General features: G+C 62.3%; 14 protein-coding genes. 13 read left to right on the top strand and 1 reads right to left on the bottom strand.

The features are described from left to right. The first annotated feature begins 37 nt into the window (after positions 1-37). The 10 genes from ftsH (at position 38) to ACV095_RS11125 (ending at position 9,865) form a co-directional block, all read left to right on the top strand. The gene (gene ftsH / locus ACV095_RS11170; RefSeq protein ID WP_478221839.1) at positions 38-1,846 is read left to right on the top strand and encodes an ATP-dependent zinc metalloprotease FtsH; all 1,809 of its coding nucleotides are present in this window, start codon (positions 38-40) and stop codon (positions 1,844-1,846) included. Between the two features lie 135 nt (positions 1,847-1,981). Further along, a complete protein-coding gene (locus ACV095_RS11165; RefSeq protein WP_478221838.1) occupies positions 1,982-2,284 on the top strand; it encodes a hypothetical protein in 303 nt (100 codons plus the stop codon). 208 nt (positions 2,285-2,492) lie between these two features. Then, entirely contained in the window at positions 2,493-2,852 is a 360-nt protein-coding gene (locus tag ACV095_RS11160; RefSeq protein WP_478221837.1) for a hypothetical protein, read from the top strand. Positions 2,853-3,026: 174 nt separating this feature from the next. Then, positions 3,027-3,455, top strand: coding sequence for an Hsp20/alpha crystallin family protein (locus ACV095_RS11155; RefSeq protein ID WP_478221836.1), 429 nt, complete (start codon positions 3,027-3,029; stop codon positions 3,453-3,455). A gap of 560 nt (positions 3,456-4,015) precedes the next feature. Next, on the top strand, positions 4,016-4,252 hold the full coding sequence (locus ACV095_RS11150) for a hypothetical protein (RefSeq protein ID WP_478221835.1): 237 nt from the start codon (positions 4,016-4,018) through the stop codon (positions 4,250-4,252). Between the two features lie 325 nt (positions 4,253-4,577). Next, on the top strand, positions 4,578-4,985 hold the full coding sequence (locus tag ACV095_RS11145; RefSeq protein ID WP_478221834.1) for an Hsp20/alpha crystallin family protein: 408 nt from the start codon (positions 4,578-4,580) through the stop codon (positions 4,983-4,985). 1,062 nt (positions 4,986-6,047) lie between these two features. Beyond that, positions 6,048-6,581: a recombinase family protein gene (locus ACV095_RS11140; RefSeq protein ID WP_478221833.1), complete on the top strand. Its 534-nt coding sequence runs from the start codon at positions 6,048-6,050 to the stop codon at positions 6,579-6,581. A gap of 442 nt (positions 6,582-7,023) precedes the next feature. Next, the gene (dprA, locus tag ACV095_RS11135; protein WP_478221832.1) at positions 7,024-7,932 is read left to right on the top strand and encodes a DNA-processing protein DprA; all 909 of its coding nucleotides are present in this window, start codon (positions 7,024-7,026) and stop codon (positions 7,930-7,932) included. A gap of 571 nt (positions 7,933-8,503) precedes the next feature. Then, a complete protein-coding gene (locus tag ACV095_RS11130) occupies positions 8,504-9,529 on the top strand; it encodes a DUF4192 domain-containing protein (RefSeq protein WP_478221831.1) in 1,026 nt (341 codons plus the stop codon). Positions 9,530-9,712: 183 nt separating this feature from the next. Further along, positions 9,713-9,865 carry a hypothetical protein gene (locus tag ACV095_RS11125; RefSeq protein WP_350005427.1) on the top strand — a complete coding sequence of 51 codons (153 nt, stop codon included), beginning with the start codon at positions 9,713-9,715 and terminating at the stop codon, positions 9,863-9,865. A gap of 112 nt (positions 9,866-9,977) precedes the next feature. Here the strand turns inward: ACV095_RS11125 and ACV095_RS11120 are convergent, their stop codons facing one another. Then, entirely contained in the window at positions 9,978-10,301 is a 324-nt protein-coding gene (locus ACV095_RS11120) for a hypothetical protein (RefSeq protein WP_478221830.1), read from the bottom strand. Positions 10,302-11,556: 1,255 nt separating this feature from the next. Between ACV095_RS11120 and ACV095_RS11115 the strand changes: the two genes are divergently transcribed. From ACV095_RS11115 to ACV095_RS11105, 3 genes are all read left to right on the top strand, one after another. Then, the gene (locus tag ACV095_RS11115; RefSeq protein WP_478221829.1) at positions 11,557-12,705 is read left to right on the top strand and encodes a ParB/RepB/Spo0J family partition protein; all 1,149 of its coding nucleotides are present in this window, start codon (positions 11,557-11,559) and stop codon (positions 12,703-12,705) included. 397 nt (positions 12,706-13,102) lie between these two features. Next, positions 13,103-13,738 (top strand): tyrosine-type recombinase/integrase, encoded by a 636-nt coding sequence (locus tag ACV095_RS11110; protein ID WP_476742003.1) that lies wholly within the window; start codon positions 13,103-13,105, stop codon positions 13,736-13,738. Positions 13,739-13,862: 124 nt separating this feature from the next. Beyond that, positions 13,863-16,142: a tyrosine-type recombinase/integrase gene (locus ACV095_RS11105; RefSeq protein WP_478221828.1), complete on the top strand. Its 2,280-nt coding sequence runs from the start codon at positions 13,863-13,865 to the stop codon at positions 16,140-16,142. The last annotated feature ends 195 nt before the right edge of the window (positions 16,143-16,337 follow it).

Here is a 16,337-nt window from a genome sequence, read left to right as displayed (position 1 = left end):
GGTGTGGCTGGCAGTGCTTTATCTGGGGTTCTTTCTGGTGCTCTCTTTTCAGGACGTGGCGTCGGCCCCGGCAGCGGTGCCATATTCCGAGTTCAAGACACAGGTGCAAAACAACAACATTGTGGAGGTTTTCTCCCACGGCGACACCATTGAAGGAAAGCTCCGTAAAGAGCAGGCACTGCCGGGAGCCGACGGGCAAATCTACACGCAGTTCGTGACGGAGCGGCCCACGTTCGCCAGCGATGATCTGCTGAGCGTTTTGGAGGCCAACAAGGTCACGGTGAGGGCAACGCCCCTGGCGCAGGAACGCGGCGTTCTGCTGAACCTCCTGTATTCCGTAGCGCCGGTCGCGTTGTTGGTGCTGTTCTACCTGTGGCTTCTCAGACGCCAGGGCGGCATGCTGGGAATGGGCGGCTTTGGTGGGCTGGCCGGGAAAAAATTCCAGCCAGTGAACCCACAAAATATCCGGGTTACGTTCAAGGACGTGGCCGGGATAGATGAAGTGGAAGCAGAAATTTCAGAAGTAGTGGACTTCCTCAAGGGCCCGGAGAAGTATCAGGCCATCGGTGCCCGGCCACCCAAGGGTGTCCTGCTGAGCGGACCCCCGGGAACCGGGAAGACACTGCTGGCGCGGGCAACTGCCGGAGAGGCCGGGGTGCCCTTCTTTCACGTCAGCTCGTCCGAGTTCATTGAAATGGTTGTGGGAGTAGGCGCCAGCCGGGTGCGTGAACTTTTCCAGGCCGCACGGGAGGCTACGCCCTCAATCATCTTCATCGATGAGATTGACGCCATCGGCCGGAAACGGGGTGGTTCCCTGGCCGTTGGCGGACACGATGAGCGGGAGCAGACCCTGAACCAGATCCTGACGGAAATGGACGGCTTCTCATCCTCCGAGGGAGTCGTTGTCCTGGCCGCCACCAACCGTCCCGATGTACTGGACCCGGCGCTGCTGCGGCCCGGGCGGTTCGACCGGTCCATCACCGTCCACGCTCCCGACCAGGCGGGCCGCCTGCAGATCCTCATAGTGCAGGCCCGTAACGTCAAGCTTGACGTCGGCGTTGATCTGGACCTGCTCGCCCGTGCTACGCCCGGCATGACCGGGGCGGAACTGGCCAACCTGGTCAACGAGGCCGCGCTCCTTGCCGTCAAACGGAAGAACCCGGCGGTGACCGAGCGGGACCTGTTCGACGCATTGGAAAAGGTCCAGCTGGGCACCGTACGGAACGTCGTGATGCCCGCGGACGAACGCCGGCGAACCGCCTACCACGAGTCCGGCCACGCCCTCCTGGGCATGCTCGAAGAAGGGGCCGACCCCGTCCGGAAAATCTCCATCATTCCCCGCGGACGCGCTCTGGGCGTCACCCTTTCAACCCCCGATACAGACCGCTACGGATATGACGAGAACTACCTTCGAGGAAAGATCGTGGGAGCCTTGGGCGGCATGGCAGCAGAACGGCTCGTTTTCGGCGTGGTGACCAGCGGAGCTGAAAGCGACCTGCAAAACAGCACCCACCTGGCCAGGATGATGGTCGGCCGCTGGGGAATGTCCCCAAGGATCGGACCAGTCCAGATCCTGCCCGAAGAAGGCGACCCCCGCTCCCTGGGCATCTCCGAAGGAATGCTGGACATCCTCGCCGAGGAGGTGCGCGCCCTCATCGACCAGTGCTACGAACGTGCCCTGAGACTGCTGGGGGAAAACCGGTGGCGCCTGGAATCACTCGTCGAGCAGCTGCTGGCCAGGGAAACACTGAACGAAGCCGAAATTTACGCGGCCGCAGGACTTCAGCGCCGCACCGACACCGGAAGCCCAAAGCAAGAAGACAACCATGCAAAACCGGCGCTCTGATCACCTTCACAGCACCCAACATGCCCACCGGATTTCCCGGCAGTTACCAAGGTGCTGCAAAAAACCTGGACACAAGAGCGCTTTGTTGGCTGTCTTTGCACCCGAGCGCCACCAGATCCTGACAGGAGGAAGAGAATGAACATCGGAGCACAGCCGGAACCGTCCGGCGAAACGCCCGAAGCCGACGCTTTTGAACAACAGCTTCCCGTCCTACCCGAAGGGCCCGAAGAACCCGTCCCGGCCCCGCTGCCCCCGGAGGCCTCGGAAGCCGACGCCATCGAGCAGCGCAGAGACGTGCTGCCCGGCAGGCCAGGTCCTGCCCGGGCTGCTGACGATGCAGGGCTCAAGGCAGCGGAAGCAGATCTGATCGAACAAGCCGAGGCGCCCCCCGTGGACGACGAGGACGATTACCCGGACTCACGCCAGGAACCGTACTAAAACCTAACCCGCAAAGGACTGTACAGGCCTGAGCCCTGGAACTGTTGGGGTAAACCCGGCACATGGGCGGAGGTCTGGGCCTGGATGGAGTGAGCACAACGCGTGGTGGAAGGCCGGAGGCGGCTGCGACTGGAACGCAATTCCCGGGTGCGGTCACAACGCAGGGGCGTCCAGCCCGCGCAAGGGGAGGATCACATGGAGGAGAGCAATGAATAGCGGGGAAGGAAGGCCCATCGCCTACACGGCACTGACGAAAGGGACGCCGGTCATCTCCCGCTCGGGACGGCGTTTCGGAACAGTGCACCAGGTAGTGGACGACCCGGCGGGAAATATTCTGCACGGAATCGTCGTGGCCACGAAGGAGGGGCGCCGTTTCGTGGGCAGGGATCTCATCCTGAAGATGACCACCACCCAGGTCCAATGCTCCCTCAGCGATGAGGACGTTGATGCTCTGCCCCCCATCCGGCGGCCCCGACGGCGCTTTGCCCTGAGCCTGCCCCGGCGAAGCGCCGGCACCGGCATGTTCCAACAGAAAGGAAACGCACCGGGCCCGCCCCCATGCAGGTAGAAGCAGCTATCACTTGAGCATGGGGCGGGGATCCACTGCTGAATCGGCGCTCCCCCTTGCCTGTTATCCCTTCAAAAAGCCAGCAATGACTCTTGCAAACCTCTACTACCGGTGCTAAAAAATCTATATCAGTGGATATAGATCCGGTCACATGTTGATCCGAGGAGGTATGTCATGTTGATGATGAGTGATCCGTTCCGTCAGTTCGACCGGCTGACGCAGCAGGTACTGGGCACTGCTGCCCGCCCAGCGGCCATGGCCATGGACGCGTGGCGTGAGGACAACCAGTTCGTGGTCGCCGTTGACTTGCCCGGTGTCGACCCTGAATCCATTGACGTAAACGTCGAGCAGAACGTCCTGACCATCCGGGCCGAACGCAAGGAAACGCTCGGAGAAGGGGTGGAACTCATTGCTGCTGAGCGCCCCCGTGGCGTCTTCAGCCGGCAACTGCTCTTGGGCGAAACGCTGGACACAGAAAATGTGAAGGCGGGCTACGACGGCGGTGTCCTCACGGTCCGGATTCCAGTGGCGGAGAAGGCCCAGCCCCGGAAGATCGAAGTGACGGCCGGAACGGGCGGCCAGCAGCAGCAAATTAACGCCTGAAACACCGGGAAGCATGCCGCGCCCCACGGCGGCTTTCGGGCAGGGCTGGCATTTTTCCACCCGTGACGGTCCCCGGTCCCCGCGACCCGGGGACCGTCCCCACCCGCTCCTGGCCCGCATCGGAGTGATGCGCAGCCTGGTGCCGACGCTTCCCACTATGCGGTGCAGCCTGAAACCAGGCGATCGGAGGTGACAGCATGGCCATTCAGTACATGGACGACGGCTTCGCCCCGCATGTGGATCGGGGATTCGCCACAGCAAAGACACGGCTTGAGCCGAGCAGGCTTAGCTTTCACCAGGACGACGAAACCGAAAAGCACGCCCGCGCCATGGTCGAACATATCCTCGCCCTGGAAGCAGAGCGCGTCCCCGCCGTTACAGCCGAACTTTTTTGCCGAAGCGGTTGCCGTGGCGAACGCCGTTCGACAAGCCCAGGGAAGAGGACCCGTTACATCGTTCCGTGCCCGCGACTTCTGGGAAGTCCTGAAGGATCTGATCGACAGTGTTCTGGAACAATAGCCACTCACCCTCGACCACCGCACGAAGGGGGAGGTATCGACATGGAAGCAGAACTTGAACAGCTCCGGTCGCTGGCCCGCGTGATCGTGGTCGCCGAAGCCGCCCTCGACGCCGCCTATGCCGCGCTGCGGACTTCTGCCTCAGCACTGCTGGCAAGCGGATCCGGGTCCCTTTCCGAGGTCGGCGAAGCATCAGGACTCCCTGAAGGCGAACTCCTGGACATGCTCACCTCGGACGGCAACAACGTCCTCGAACAAATGTTTCCGGAGGAGGCCTGATCAAAGGACCGGGCAGTTCCCATGAAGGCATCTGATGAAGAACGCGGACACGGCGGAACCTGCAAGGTTGCCAGGTCCCCGGGCAACGCCGGGCACGGCCGGACCAACGCGAAGCTCCAGCGCCCACCGGCGCTGCAGCTCTCAGTTTCAATCCGGCGGTGCCCTGAAGCGCATTCCACACCACAGTGTCTTGCCACCCCAAAACCGGCAGGGCCGGAGGCGGGTGACGTGCCCAGGCAGGGCACATTTGCGGGTCCTGTCCCGCACGAACCCAGGGGCTGGCCCCCAACTGAACCGAACAATCACGATAGAGAGGAGCAGCACAATGAACAACCTCGTCCGGCGTACCGGCGCCGACCTCGCCGAACCCCTTCGCCGCTTTTTCGAAGGAGATCTCGACAACTGGTTGCGCACCGAGGAGTACCGGGAAGACAAAACGCTCGTGATTAAAGCCGAGGTTCCCGGCATTGACCCGAACAAGGACATTGACATCACAGTGATCGGAGACCAACTGCGGATCAATGTCACAAGGGAAGAAAAATCCGAGCAATCGGGCAAGGAAGGCTACCGCTCGGAGTTCCGCTACGGCACGTTCTCCCGTAGCCTCCCGCTGCCGGAAGGCGCGGACCAAAACGATGTTAAAGCAACCTACACCGACGGCATTCTCGAAGTCCGCGTCCCCCTGCCCGAACAGACAACCCAAAAGCGGAAAATCCAGATCACACGTGGATAACCCGTCCGATGCGCATAGCACCGCTTCAGGTGGTCAGCCAGGGGCACCAAGCGCCGGGCTACCACCTGAAGCTTCCCCGGCAGCCACCGCTGGGGCTGTGGCGGAAATCCAACATGAAATCCCCAGCACGAACGCTCTCCGGCCATCTTCCGCGCCCGCCTGGTCGCAGAAGCGATTTCGAGGTGAAGCTGTTGATAGATGTGCTGTGCTGTGACCCTTGCCGCGCAGCGTCAGACGGTGAGAGAGGCCGGAAGCGGCGCGCGAGTCAAGCTCCCGGGAACCCGGCTGCAGGGGTAGAACTTAGGGCTTCACAGATACTGAAAGTGGTAGTCCAGCCAGGTAAATCTGCTTTGGGTTCTTTCCCCAGCACACGCCGGACAGTAGTTGTGGCTGCATCCGGAGAAGCAAAGGATCCGGAAGGTGCCCGGACGAGGGTACCGGCACGCTTCACACTCCGGAATGCCCTCCAGGAACATCCTCACCCGTTTTCGACGGATGATGTCCTCAACCAGCAATCTGCCTTCCTGATGTAAATCCACGGCGAGCTCAGCTCTTTCCACAGAATATAAGCCCCCTCTCATTGACCTGTCCCCGTCCAACCGTCAACGACCGCAGAAGCTGGGTGTCACTGGATCTGCACATCTTTGGATCTTCCTTTAACATCCCCTTCGCTTATTGTCCCCAGCCACAGATCATGAAAACAGGGGCCAGATGGAGCTTCTCATTCCAAGCTGATCAGCCCTCACCTTCTTCTTAGATGCCCTCCATTTTGAAAGCGAGGTTTGCCGGAGTTTTCGAATCCGTCCCCTAGCCGGTACCCGGTCGGCCAGGTCTGAGGGGAGCCGGTGCCTCAAGAGGTACTTGTCACATCGCTTTGTTCTCTTATCTTGTCGTCTTATAAAACAACAGTTTTTCAAGACACTGTCTCCGGCCCTTCGGCAGGGCCAGGGGCGGTGCGCCGGGAGGCGGAATAGCCGTGTCGTCGACGTCTCGTAAAGGCGTCTCGCGGGTAAATCGTCTCGCCGCAGGTGCATCGGGGGATTTTCGAGTCAGAATTGCTTTGTGAGGCTACTGGGTTACACCCGGGTCAGTACTTCCAGCCAGGACGACCAGCTGCAGCTGGATGCACTGGTCGCCGCCGGTGTGCAGAAACGCGATGTCTTCACCGATACGACTTCCGGTAGCAAGACGGCGATCGAACGGCCCGGAATGAAGAGACTCCTCGAGTATGCCGAGGAAGGCGACACCGTGGTTGTGTGGCGGGTCGACCGCCTGGGCCGGTCGCTCATCGACGTCCTGAACACGGTGGCCCTGCTCCGCGGCCGCGGTGTCCAGATCCGGTCCATCTCCGATGGCATCGATCCTGCAACCTCGACCGGCCGACTGATGCTGAACATGCTCGCCACCCTCGCCGAGTATGAGCGCGAGCTCATTGTCGAGCGGGTCAACGCTGGCATTTCCGCAGCACGCCAGAACGGCACACGCTTCGGCCGGCCGCTGTCCGACCCCACCGTCATCGCGGACAAACTCGCGATCGCCCAGGACGCCCGCGCCAAGGGCCGCACCGCCGAAGACGCCGCCCGCCTCGTTGGCTGAAGCCGTGCATCGCTCTACCGCCACCAGCATGCCCGTGCTGCACAAGAGAGCACCACGACCTAGCCCCGAAACTACGCGCTGCCTGAAGGCTTGGGTTTTCCGGCCTCGCCGGCCAGCACCCAGGTCCAGTTGTACGGACCTCGCTTCGCTCGGGCTGTAGAAGCATTTTTCTGCTTTTTGCTGCTGTCCTGCGGATCGTACGTGCCCGCTCCACCGGCTCAACCGTCCTGCGGACGGCTGCGCAGCCGATGCCTTGTGTCGGCGCTTCGCTTATTTCCTCCCACAATCCATCCGCTGCTTGCCCTTCGGGTTGCCCCGGCTCCGTCGGGCACAGCTACGCGTTGCTCCGCCAGCAGGCAAAAAACGCCCGGGGGAGTGGGGGAGCTGGCCGGTCACCAAGGCCGCCCGCTCACCGGATCCTCAGCAAAGGACGAGAGAAACCATGAACGATCGCATTGCACGCGCCGCCCTGACCCGCCTCTTCGAACCCGGCGACCGTGTCGGTCTTGCCCTCGTGGGCAGGCTCGGCGCGTACGCCGCACTGAGGCTTGCCACCGGCGCCCAACCCGCCCACTCGCTTCAGGACGTGACGGCCGAGGAACTGTCAGGTGCGTTGAAGCGCTGGGCGCCCCGCGTGCCGGACCTGGACCCGGAAAAGGACCTGGCCACCATCGAACGTCTGGGCGGAGGGTTCCTTATCCCGGGGGATGAGCACTGGCCCGAAGGCCTGGACGACCTGCCCGACGCCCCGTACGGGCTCTGGTACCGGGGCAATATCGACAACGGCATTCCAGCACCTTTTAAGTGTGTGGCGCTGACCGGTTCCCGCGACTGCACGAGTTACGGCGCGTCCGTGACAGGGGACATGGCGTACGGGTTGGCCCAACGTGGAGTCTGCATTGTCTCGGGTCTTGCCTACGGCATTGATGCGCACGCGCACCGGGCCGCTTTGGCCGGAAGCCAGGGAGAGGGACCTGCGACCCTCGCGGTGTTGGCCGGAGGCCTTGACCGGGACTACCCGTCCGGTAACGCTGATCTCGCGGCTGCGATCCGCGGCAACGGCCTCACCCTCTCAGAGCTCCCGCCGGGTTCCGCCCCCACCCGGTACAGGTTCCTGCAGCGGAACCGCATCATTGCCGCCCTGGCCGGAGTCACGTGTGTCGTGGAAGCCCGCTGGCGCTCAGGGGCGCTGAACACGGCCCATCACGCCGAAACCATCGCCCGGCATGTCGCGGCCGTCCCCGGGAGCGTGCACAGCGCCAACTCGGCAGGATGCCACCGGCTCCTGAGGGAAGGGGCGGCGGTGCTGGTGTCCGATGCGGCCGAGCTGGCCGAACTCCTCGCAGGCTAGTTCCTTTGAAGGTGGCCGTCCCCTTTATGGGGGCGCTCACCGCGGGCGGTCCGCCGTCGTGGCCGGCTTGCGCCGTGGGTTGGCCGCGGCGGACCGCCCTTTCGCACACGCAGTGCCGGCGGCCCGGGGGCGCGCGGCCACCGAAGTCTGAGACACCGTTTAGCGGATCCGAGGTGCTGAGGGAGGGTTCGCGGGGCTCACAGGAATGGGCGTCCGCTGGCGCGGCCGGCTATGGGGCCAGTGCCGGCTCCGCAGGGCTCCGCCGCCCCTGTCCCTGTCTTGTCTTCGACATTTTGGCTGCTGTCCTGACGGATTGTACGTGTCCGCTCCGTCCCGTCTAGCCCCTCCTCCGTCGGGGCCCGCGGAGCACGAAATTCCCTGCGGCGCTCCTTCGTCGCTGATTTCCTCCGGGAATTTCCCGCCCCTTGCCCTGCGGGTAGACAGGCCTCCGTCGGCCACAGCTCCGCAAGCTTCGCCAGCAGCCAAAACAACAAAGGGGGGAGCGGGGACGCTGGCCGGTCACCAAAGCCGCCCCACCCACCATCATCCTCAGCAAAGGACTCTCAAAACCATGACTGATGCAATCCGCATTTCCAGCCCCGCCGACATCCTCGGCTTCATCCCGCACTCCCTCGGGTTCGTACCGCGTGAATCCTTTGTGTTCCTGACGATGCGGGGCAAGACGCTGGGCGCGACACTGCGCGTCGACGCCCCCGCGTCCGACGAACCCGCCGGTTTCGCCCGCTCCATGGTGGACTATCTCGCACTGGACACGCAGGCCACGGCGGTGCTGCTGGCCATCTACACGGCCAGCACCCCCGCGCCCAGGCAGCCCCGCCCCTTTCACGACCACGTCGAAGCCGTCATCGACGCGCTGGACAACGCAGGCACCCCGCTGCGGGACGCATGGCTGGTCACCGCGTCGCACTGGCGGAACCTGCTGTGTGACAGCGACGCCGGGTGCTGCCCGCCCGAACCGCTGGAATCCATCACGGACGGGCAACTGAATGCGGAACTGGTGTTCCGTGGCAGCAGCTACCAGAAGACGCCCGGCACCACTTACGCACCGTTCGCAGGCCCGGCAGACAGGGAGGCGCAGATCCGTCACGCGCTCCCGGGAGTGCTCGGCGCGGAGCTGGCTCCGGGGCGGGAACTGTGGGCCCAGGCACTGACCCGGGGCGGCTGGTTGGACCAGCAGACCGCGGTGGAGTTGCTGGCGTGCTTCCAGCGCCCCGACCTGCGCGACACCTTGTTCTGCAACGTGATCGACCCGGAGCTGCCGGACGCCGAGGGAAGCGGGAACCTGCTCGTGGGGGAGGGGATCACCCCGGACTGGGACCGCGTGGATCGGGCACAGGAAACCGCCCGGGACCTCATCGACGCCGCGCCCGAAGGGTACCGGGCGCCCCTGCTGACCCTGATCGGCTGGCTGGCGTACCTCAAAGGCCAATCATCAGTAGCCGGAGACCACTTCAAGCTCGCCCTGACTGACACGCCGGGGTACCGGCTCGCGGAACTGATGGACCAGCTGGTGAGCAGGGGAACCATCGCCCCCGTCGCGAAGAACCAGGACACCGCCTACAAGCGGCACCGCTAGGCGGGTGGGGCCGGGCCGGGGAACCGGTCCGGACCCCGTTGGGTGCGGTGGCGGCCTCCCCCGCGTGCGCTCCTCCGGCCGCCGATCACGCTGCCGCGGGCGCAGCTCCAGAAGCGGGCAACGGCCGGACGCCGGGCTACAGTGGAAAAGGAACACGATCCACTAAGAGCCTGGGGGCAGCACATGAGTCACGAGTACATCCTCACGGACGATGACGCCGCGCCCGCCGATGCCACCCTCGCGCAGGACATCCTCGAGCTCTCGATGTTGACCATGCCCCAGGCAGGCGCCCCCATCGTCGATATCTCCTGGGAGAAATCCCCGCTGGACCTATAAGTTTCCTGCAGCGAAGACGCTGTGGCGCTGGGTTTCCTTTTGCTGAGGGAAAAAATGAGGCCGGCCCCAAGGGGCCGGCCTCATTTACTTCCAGATTGCATTACTTGTCGTGTCAGCCTTTAAGGCTGGCCTCAGGGATGTCGGAGAACCCCGAGTGATAGCCGCTGTACCCGGCGAAACCGGGGTATCCGGGGTATCCCGCGTAGCCTGGATAGCCTGGATAGCCGGGGTAACCACGGTAGGGCTGAAAATCTCGCGTGAGTAGGCGGTTTCCCACGACCGTTCCCAGGTAGTTTCCTTCCTTGTCGGCAGCATCGTTATCGCCCCAAGGGAACCAACCAATCCAATTCCCGCTCTTGTCGAACAGGAACCTGTCGGTTGGATGGCGCCGGAACGCGATGGGGTTGCCTGTGCTATTGAAGTAGAAGACCGTCAATTACTTTCCCTTGCCCTTCTGGGAGAGGGCACTGGCGGCAGCTGTCTTGGAAGCTGCGCTGGCGCGACCGTCCCTTAGGTCCTTGCTTGCGGCTGTCGCTGCTTTACTGCTGGTCTGTTTGGTGTTCTTTGGCATTACATTGTCCTTGCTCGGCTGTATTGGGTCTTCTGGGCCGACAGCGTCGAGTGACCGCTGTCGGCCCAGAGTTGGCGACTTTTATCGCCGGACGGGGATGATTCGGATGGTCCGCTTGATACGGACCCGAATCCTTTGAGTAGCCACTGCTACTCTCCTTCCCAGGACCGCCGGGTGCAGAGGAACGCTAGCTGCCGATTGGATTGACAGGCCACAGACGCACTCGTAGTCTGTTGTGAACGTTCCGGAGCTATGGAAACGACACAAAACAATTCCCTGGACTTTGACGCAGGCAATTTGCCTGCGAGGCATTGGTCCCTATTTGTTTGTAAAAGAAGCGCATGATCGGTTGCACCCGATCGTGCGCTTCTGTCGTAGAGAACACCATTGGGATGAGCTCTGCGTCAACACTACATGTAGTGCAGACGCCTCTTCGGAACCCCAAGATGATGTATTACAAGTATGTCATTTAATGCACCGTTAATCCACAGGTAGGACCCCTCAAAAGGCCCGGAATCACGCTGATTTCGCGGACGGAATCCACACCCTGTGGAGTAGTAAGGCACATTTAACGCCCAGCGTGTTGAGGAAAAGACGGTGTGTCTAAAAGACTGGAATCACTCGCTACGAGCAATTCAGCTCCTATCCGAATGTATTGTTTTCGCGTTCGACTGGAGTCAGCCAATCCTTTTTACCGCCACCAGCAGGCACACGCTGGCTCGGTGCCCGGGCATCAAAGATCGGGCCTCGCTTCGCTCGGGCTGTAGAAGCGCTTTTCTGTTTTTTGCTGCTGTCCTCCGGATCGTACGTGCCCGCTCCACCGGCTCAACCGTCCTGCGGACGGCTGCGCAGCCGATGCCTTGTGTCGGCGCTTCGCTTATTTCCTCCCACAATCCATCCGCTGCTTGCCCTTCGGGTTGCCCCGGCTCCGTCGGGCACAGCTACGCGTTGCTCCGCCAGCAGGCAAAAAACGCCCGGGGGAGAGGGGCCGCCGGTGGTCAGCACCCGCAGCCACTTTCCATCCGCTTGACAGACATAGAAGCGTCGGGGGGAGAGGGGAGCTGGCCGGTCACCTGAGCCGCCCCACCCACCGAACTTCTCGGCAAGAAGGAGCAACACCATGAACGCAACACCCACGCTTGAAATGCTCGACCCGGCAGCCCTGACCGTGGACATCAACGTCCGCAAGGACGCCGCCCTGACCGCTGACTTCGTCGCCAGCATCAAGGAACACGGCGTGATGGAACCCGTGATCGCCCACCGCAAGGACGATGGAACCGTCCACGTCCTGATGGGCCAGCGCCGCACCCGCGCCGCCGTCGAAGCCGCCCGGACCCTGATTCCGGTCATGATCATCGAGTCCCCCGAGGAAGCAGAACGCATCGTCACGCAGGTAGTGGAGAACATCCAGCGCGCCGAACTCACCGAAGCGGACGAAGCGGACGCCTACCACCAGCTGTCCCTAATCGGTGTCTCAGCCGCCGCGATCGCCAAAAAGACCGGACGGACCAAGACCACCGTCGAAAGTGCCCTCAAAGCCAAGTCCACCGAGACGGGAGCCGCCGCCCTGGGCAAGGGATACACCATCGAAGAAGCCCTGATTCTGGCCGAATTTGAGGCGGACGAGGACGCGACGGCCGAACTGGAATCGGTCATCATGGACGAACCCGACATGCTCCTGCACGTCACCCAGCAGCTGCGCGACAAGCGCGACCGCGCCGCCGCGCTGGCCGCACTCACCGCCGAACTGGAAGCCGCCGGAACCATCGTGGTTCCCGAATGCGGGTACGGGGAGGACAGCGAAACCCTCCGCGTTACCTCGCTGAAAAGGGCAGATGGGGAACCGGCCACCGACGAGGACGGCAACGCCGTCTACATCGAGACCGACTACCGCGGCGAGCACTCCGCCGTCCCCGTCGTGACCGGCTGGAAAGACCTTGGCTTCACGCTCCGCTACTACAGCGGCTACGGCACCTCTTCGGCCCCCAAAGGCCCCATGACCGAGGAACAGAAAGCCGAACGGAAGACCCTGATCGAGAACAACAAGCTGATGCAGTCAGTCCTGTTAACTGAACTTCATCGTAGAGTCTGGATCAGGGTTCTCCGGAGAGGTGGTTCTCGTGGACGAAGTGCGGCTCAAACTACTCGAGGGACAGATTGGCCTTATGGCGATAGGCGTAGTGGTCCCAAGAACGGAGGGCCTCTTGCCCTACGTCGTCATCGACGACAAGGGGCAAGAGATCGAGGACTTCTCAGTGTTCCTCCGTGATCTCGTTCTGAGCGATATGAGCCCTTTGACCGTGCGCTCTTACGGTAATGACTTGCTCAGGTGGTGGCGTGTTCTTGGTCTGCTCGGCGCTGGATGGGAGCAGGCGACTCGTGCGGAGGTCGAGGTCCTTGTGGGGTGGATGCGGTCCGCTGTGAATCCTCAGCGGCGGGGGACCGGTAGCCGGGGGAGGAATTCGCGCACAGGTAAGCGTCCCTTGCCCGGGGGCTATGCTCCGGCAACGATCAATCACGCCCTTACGGTGCTTTCGTCCTTTTACTCCTACCACGCACGATTCGGTCGTGGACCCCTGATAAACCCGGTCCCTGAGGCTGCCGGGCGGAGACGCATGGTTCATCACGGCCGGACGGAAACAGCGCCACGGGCGAATCGGGCTCCTTTGCGGCAGAAGAAGTCCGAATGGCTGCCCCGTTCCATCCCGGATGACCTTTTCGAAGATTTGATGGAGGCTCTGCGGACTAACCGTGATCGTGCCCTGGTGAGTATGTATGTGTCCTCCGGCGCCCGGGCGAGTGAGCTGCTCGGCGTCCACGGTGATCAGATCGACTGGGCCGGGCAACGCGTATGGGTCGTATCTAAAGGATCCCGTGTCCTGGAACCTGTGCCTGTCTCACCGGAATCCCTGCAGTATCTGACCTTGTACTTCCATGAGCACGGAGTTCCGAGGCCAGATGAATTGATCTGGCGGGCGCTCCATGGCAAACCGCGGCCGTTGACATATCACGCTGCCCGCCGGATGCTGCAACGGGTGAATGGCGTGCTGGGTACAGATTGGTCACTGCATGACTTCAGGCACACGACTATCAACCGCATGGTCTCTGACCCGAATCTGACCTTGCCTGAAATCATGGCCGTGAGCCGGCACCGACAAGTCTCCTCGATGGCTCCCTATTTACGCCCTCGGGTCGATGAGGTCTTCCAAAAAGTACAAGAGCACATGGCCTCTCCACGGCCTCAATCAACGCTGACCCCGGGCTACGACCCCGACGATTTCTCAGTGGTGTTCGGTGCCTAAGGCCCTCAAGCGGCCACAACAGCGGCCGGTAAACGCAGCTGTTCCCGGCAGAACCCGGAACCAAACCGTCATCATCGCAGCTCCTGCGCCGAGACCGGAAATTCCGCCATGGCCTCGCGGTGACTTGGACACGGCAAGCCCCGAGAGCATCATCGCCTTGACGGACACGATATGGCCGCGCAAGCAGCCACGTGAATCACTGCGCCACCACGGGCTGAAATGGCTGCTGTCCTATCTCGTGAGGCACTCCGGACGGACCTGGCAGGAGAAATGGATCTCGTCGGGGTTCAATGATGGTCACCGCAAAATACGCGAGCTGACCACGGGAAACTTCCGTCTGGACGGCGAGCTGGGGCATTCTCTGATGCTGCTGTGCTGCCTGCGTGTCATTCGCCCTTCGCTGGAAGCCTTCAAAATCAACTCGTTCGTCCGCTACCACGAGCATTTTGAGCAAGCGCAAAATGACCCGGACCTGGACCGCTTCCTTGCCCTGGTTGAACAGCAGGACACATCTGATCACTTCAAACGCTGCGCCCGGATGGATGTGGCATCAGCACTGACGACGCAGGGAATCCGGTTCGCTGACCTGAGCGCGGAAGCATTGCTGCACTACGCCATCGCCACGCGCGAGGGCGGATGGGGCGGCGGGTATGAAACTCACGTCGGTTACCTTGCCTGGCGGGTGATGTCCGAATCCGGGCACTTTCCCGCCCAGGTCCCGCCAACTCTCCGCGCGGCGATGCGATCCCCGGCCCAGACGCCGGCTGAGTTGGTCGACAAGCACAGCGTCACTAATCCGGACATCCGCGACGTCTTCGTTGCCTACCTGACCCGGCGCAGCCACGACATCGACTACGCCACCTTACGGGACCTTTCAGAAGACGTTTGCGGGAAGTTTTGGGGAGGCCTCCAAAAGATCAACCCCGGCCAAGCGACCTTCGTCATCTCACAAGAGAACTATGAAAGCTGGCGGGCCGTTGTCGCTGTCCGCCGCGATGGAAAGCCACGTCTTCAGCTCGAAGCCGTCATGACGAATATCAGGGCCTTCTATCTCGACCTGCAGGGCTGGGCGGCCGAAGAACCAGAACGCTGGGCCCGATGGGTAGCGCCGTGCCCGATCGCTGGCAGAGAGACCCGGACGCTGGGCAAAGCCGCCCGCCGCGCAAAAGAACGCATGGACGCTAGGATCCGCCTCCTCCAGCCAGTGCTGCCGGCTTTCATCGCCGCTGCCACAGAACGCAAAGATCAATTCCAGGAACTTCTGAAAGCCGCCGGCGAAACCCGCAAAGACGAGATCATTACCGTCGGCGGCAAACAGTATCAACGCCTCTACACCGAGGGCGACGCCAGGCACCGCCGCTTCCATGGAGTATCGAACGTCCGCGTGCTTGACCTGTCCACCAACCGCAAGATCAATGTGACGTTCACCGAGGATGGCGTGTTTTGGCAGTGGGCGGCTGTTGAGACCTTGAGGCACACCGGCCTCCGGTGCGACGAACTGCTGGAACTATCGCAGCTGAGCATCCGTCAATACATCCGACCCAACGGCGAAATCGTCGCACTCCTGGTCGTCGCTCCCTCAAAAAATGATCGGGAACGAGTCATCCCCATGAGCCCCGACCTTTTCCACGTTATCGCCACCATCATCCGGCGCCTGACCAGGAACAGGGAGAACGTGCCACTGGCGACCCGCTTCAACCCATCGGAAAGAGTCACCAGCGAGCCGCTGCCGTTCCTCTTCCAACGCACGATCGGACAACGCACCGAGGTAATCAACGCGGGAACGCTCCGAGATGAACTGGCCAAACTCAGCGACGCCGTCGCCCTCGACCATCCCGAGCTGGGCGGTTGCCGGTTCACACCGCACGATTTCCGCCGTCTTCTGGCCTCTGACCTGGTCAATAACGGCCTACCCATCCACATCGGCGCCGCACTTCTGGGACACCTCGATATTCAAACAACCCACGGTTACGTCACGGTCTTCCGGGAAGACGTCGTTAGGCACTACCAAAAACACCTCGCCGAGCGGCGCGCCGCCCGTCCAGCACGGGAATACAAGGCTCCAAGCAGGACCGAATGGGCTGAGTTCGAAGAACACTTCGACAAACGCAAAGTGGAGCTCGGGGACTGCGCACGACCCTACGCCACCCCGTGCGAACACGAGCACGCCTGCATCCGATGCCCCATGCTCCACGTGAAGCCTGACATGGTCTCCCGGCTCGACGAGATCAACATCGATCTCATAGCGCGCCGCGAGCTGGCCCACGCGAAAGGCTGGCTGGGGGAGATAGAAGGCATCGAGCTAACCATGCAGTTCCTCAAACAGAAACGCGCCGACGCTCAAAGACTCGGTGGGTTCGGGCAGACGATGCTAGGTATCCCAACAATCCGATCTGAGAACTAGCTAATTCGCCGCGCCAGGGGGCGGAGCTGGCCCCAAAAATCTCCGATACTCGGCACAGCCCATATACGGGTTCAACACTCGGCAAGCTGGTTCGGGCAACCGCCGGCGAGCCCAGTGAACCTCTGGATGCCCTCCAGGCTAGAGGTGTCAGGGATCGAGGCGTTCACTCACGAACTGCAGTCATGTAAAGATTCG

It is taken from the genome of Arthrobacter sp. JDC6 (genome assembly GCF_056484025.1).
This window is presented reverse-complemented; position numbering and strand designations above follow the sequence as displayed.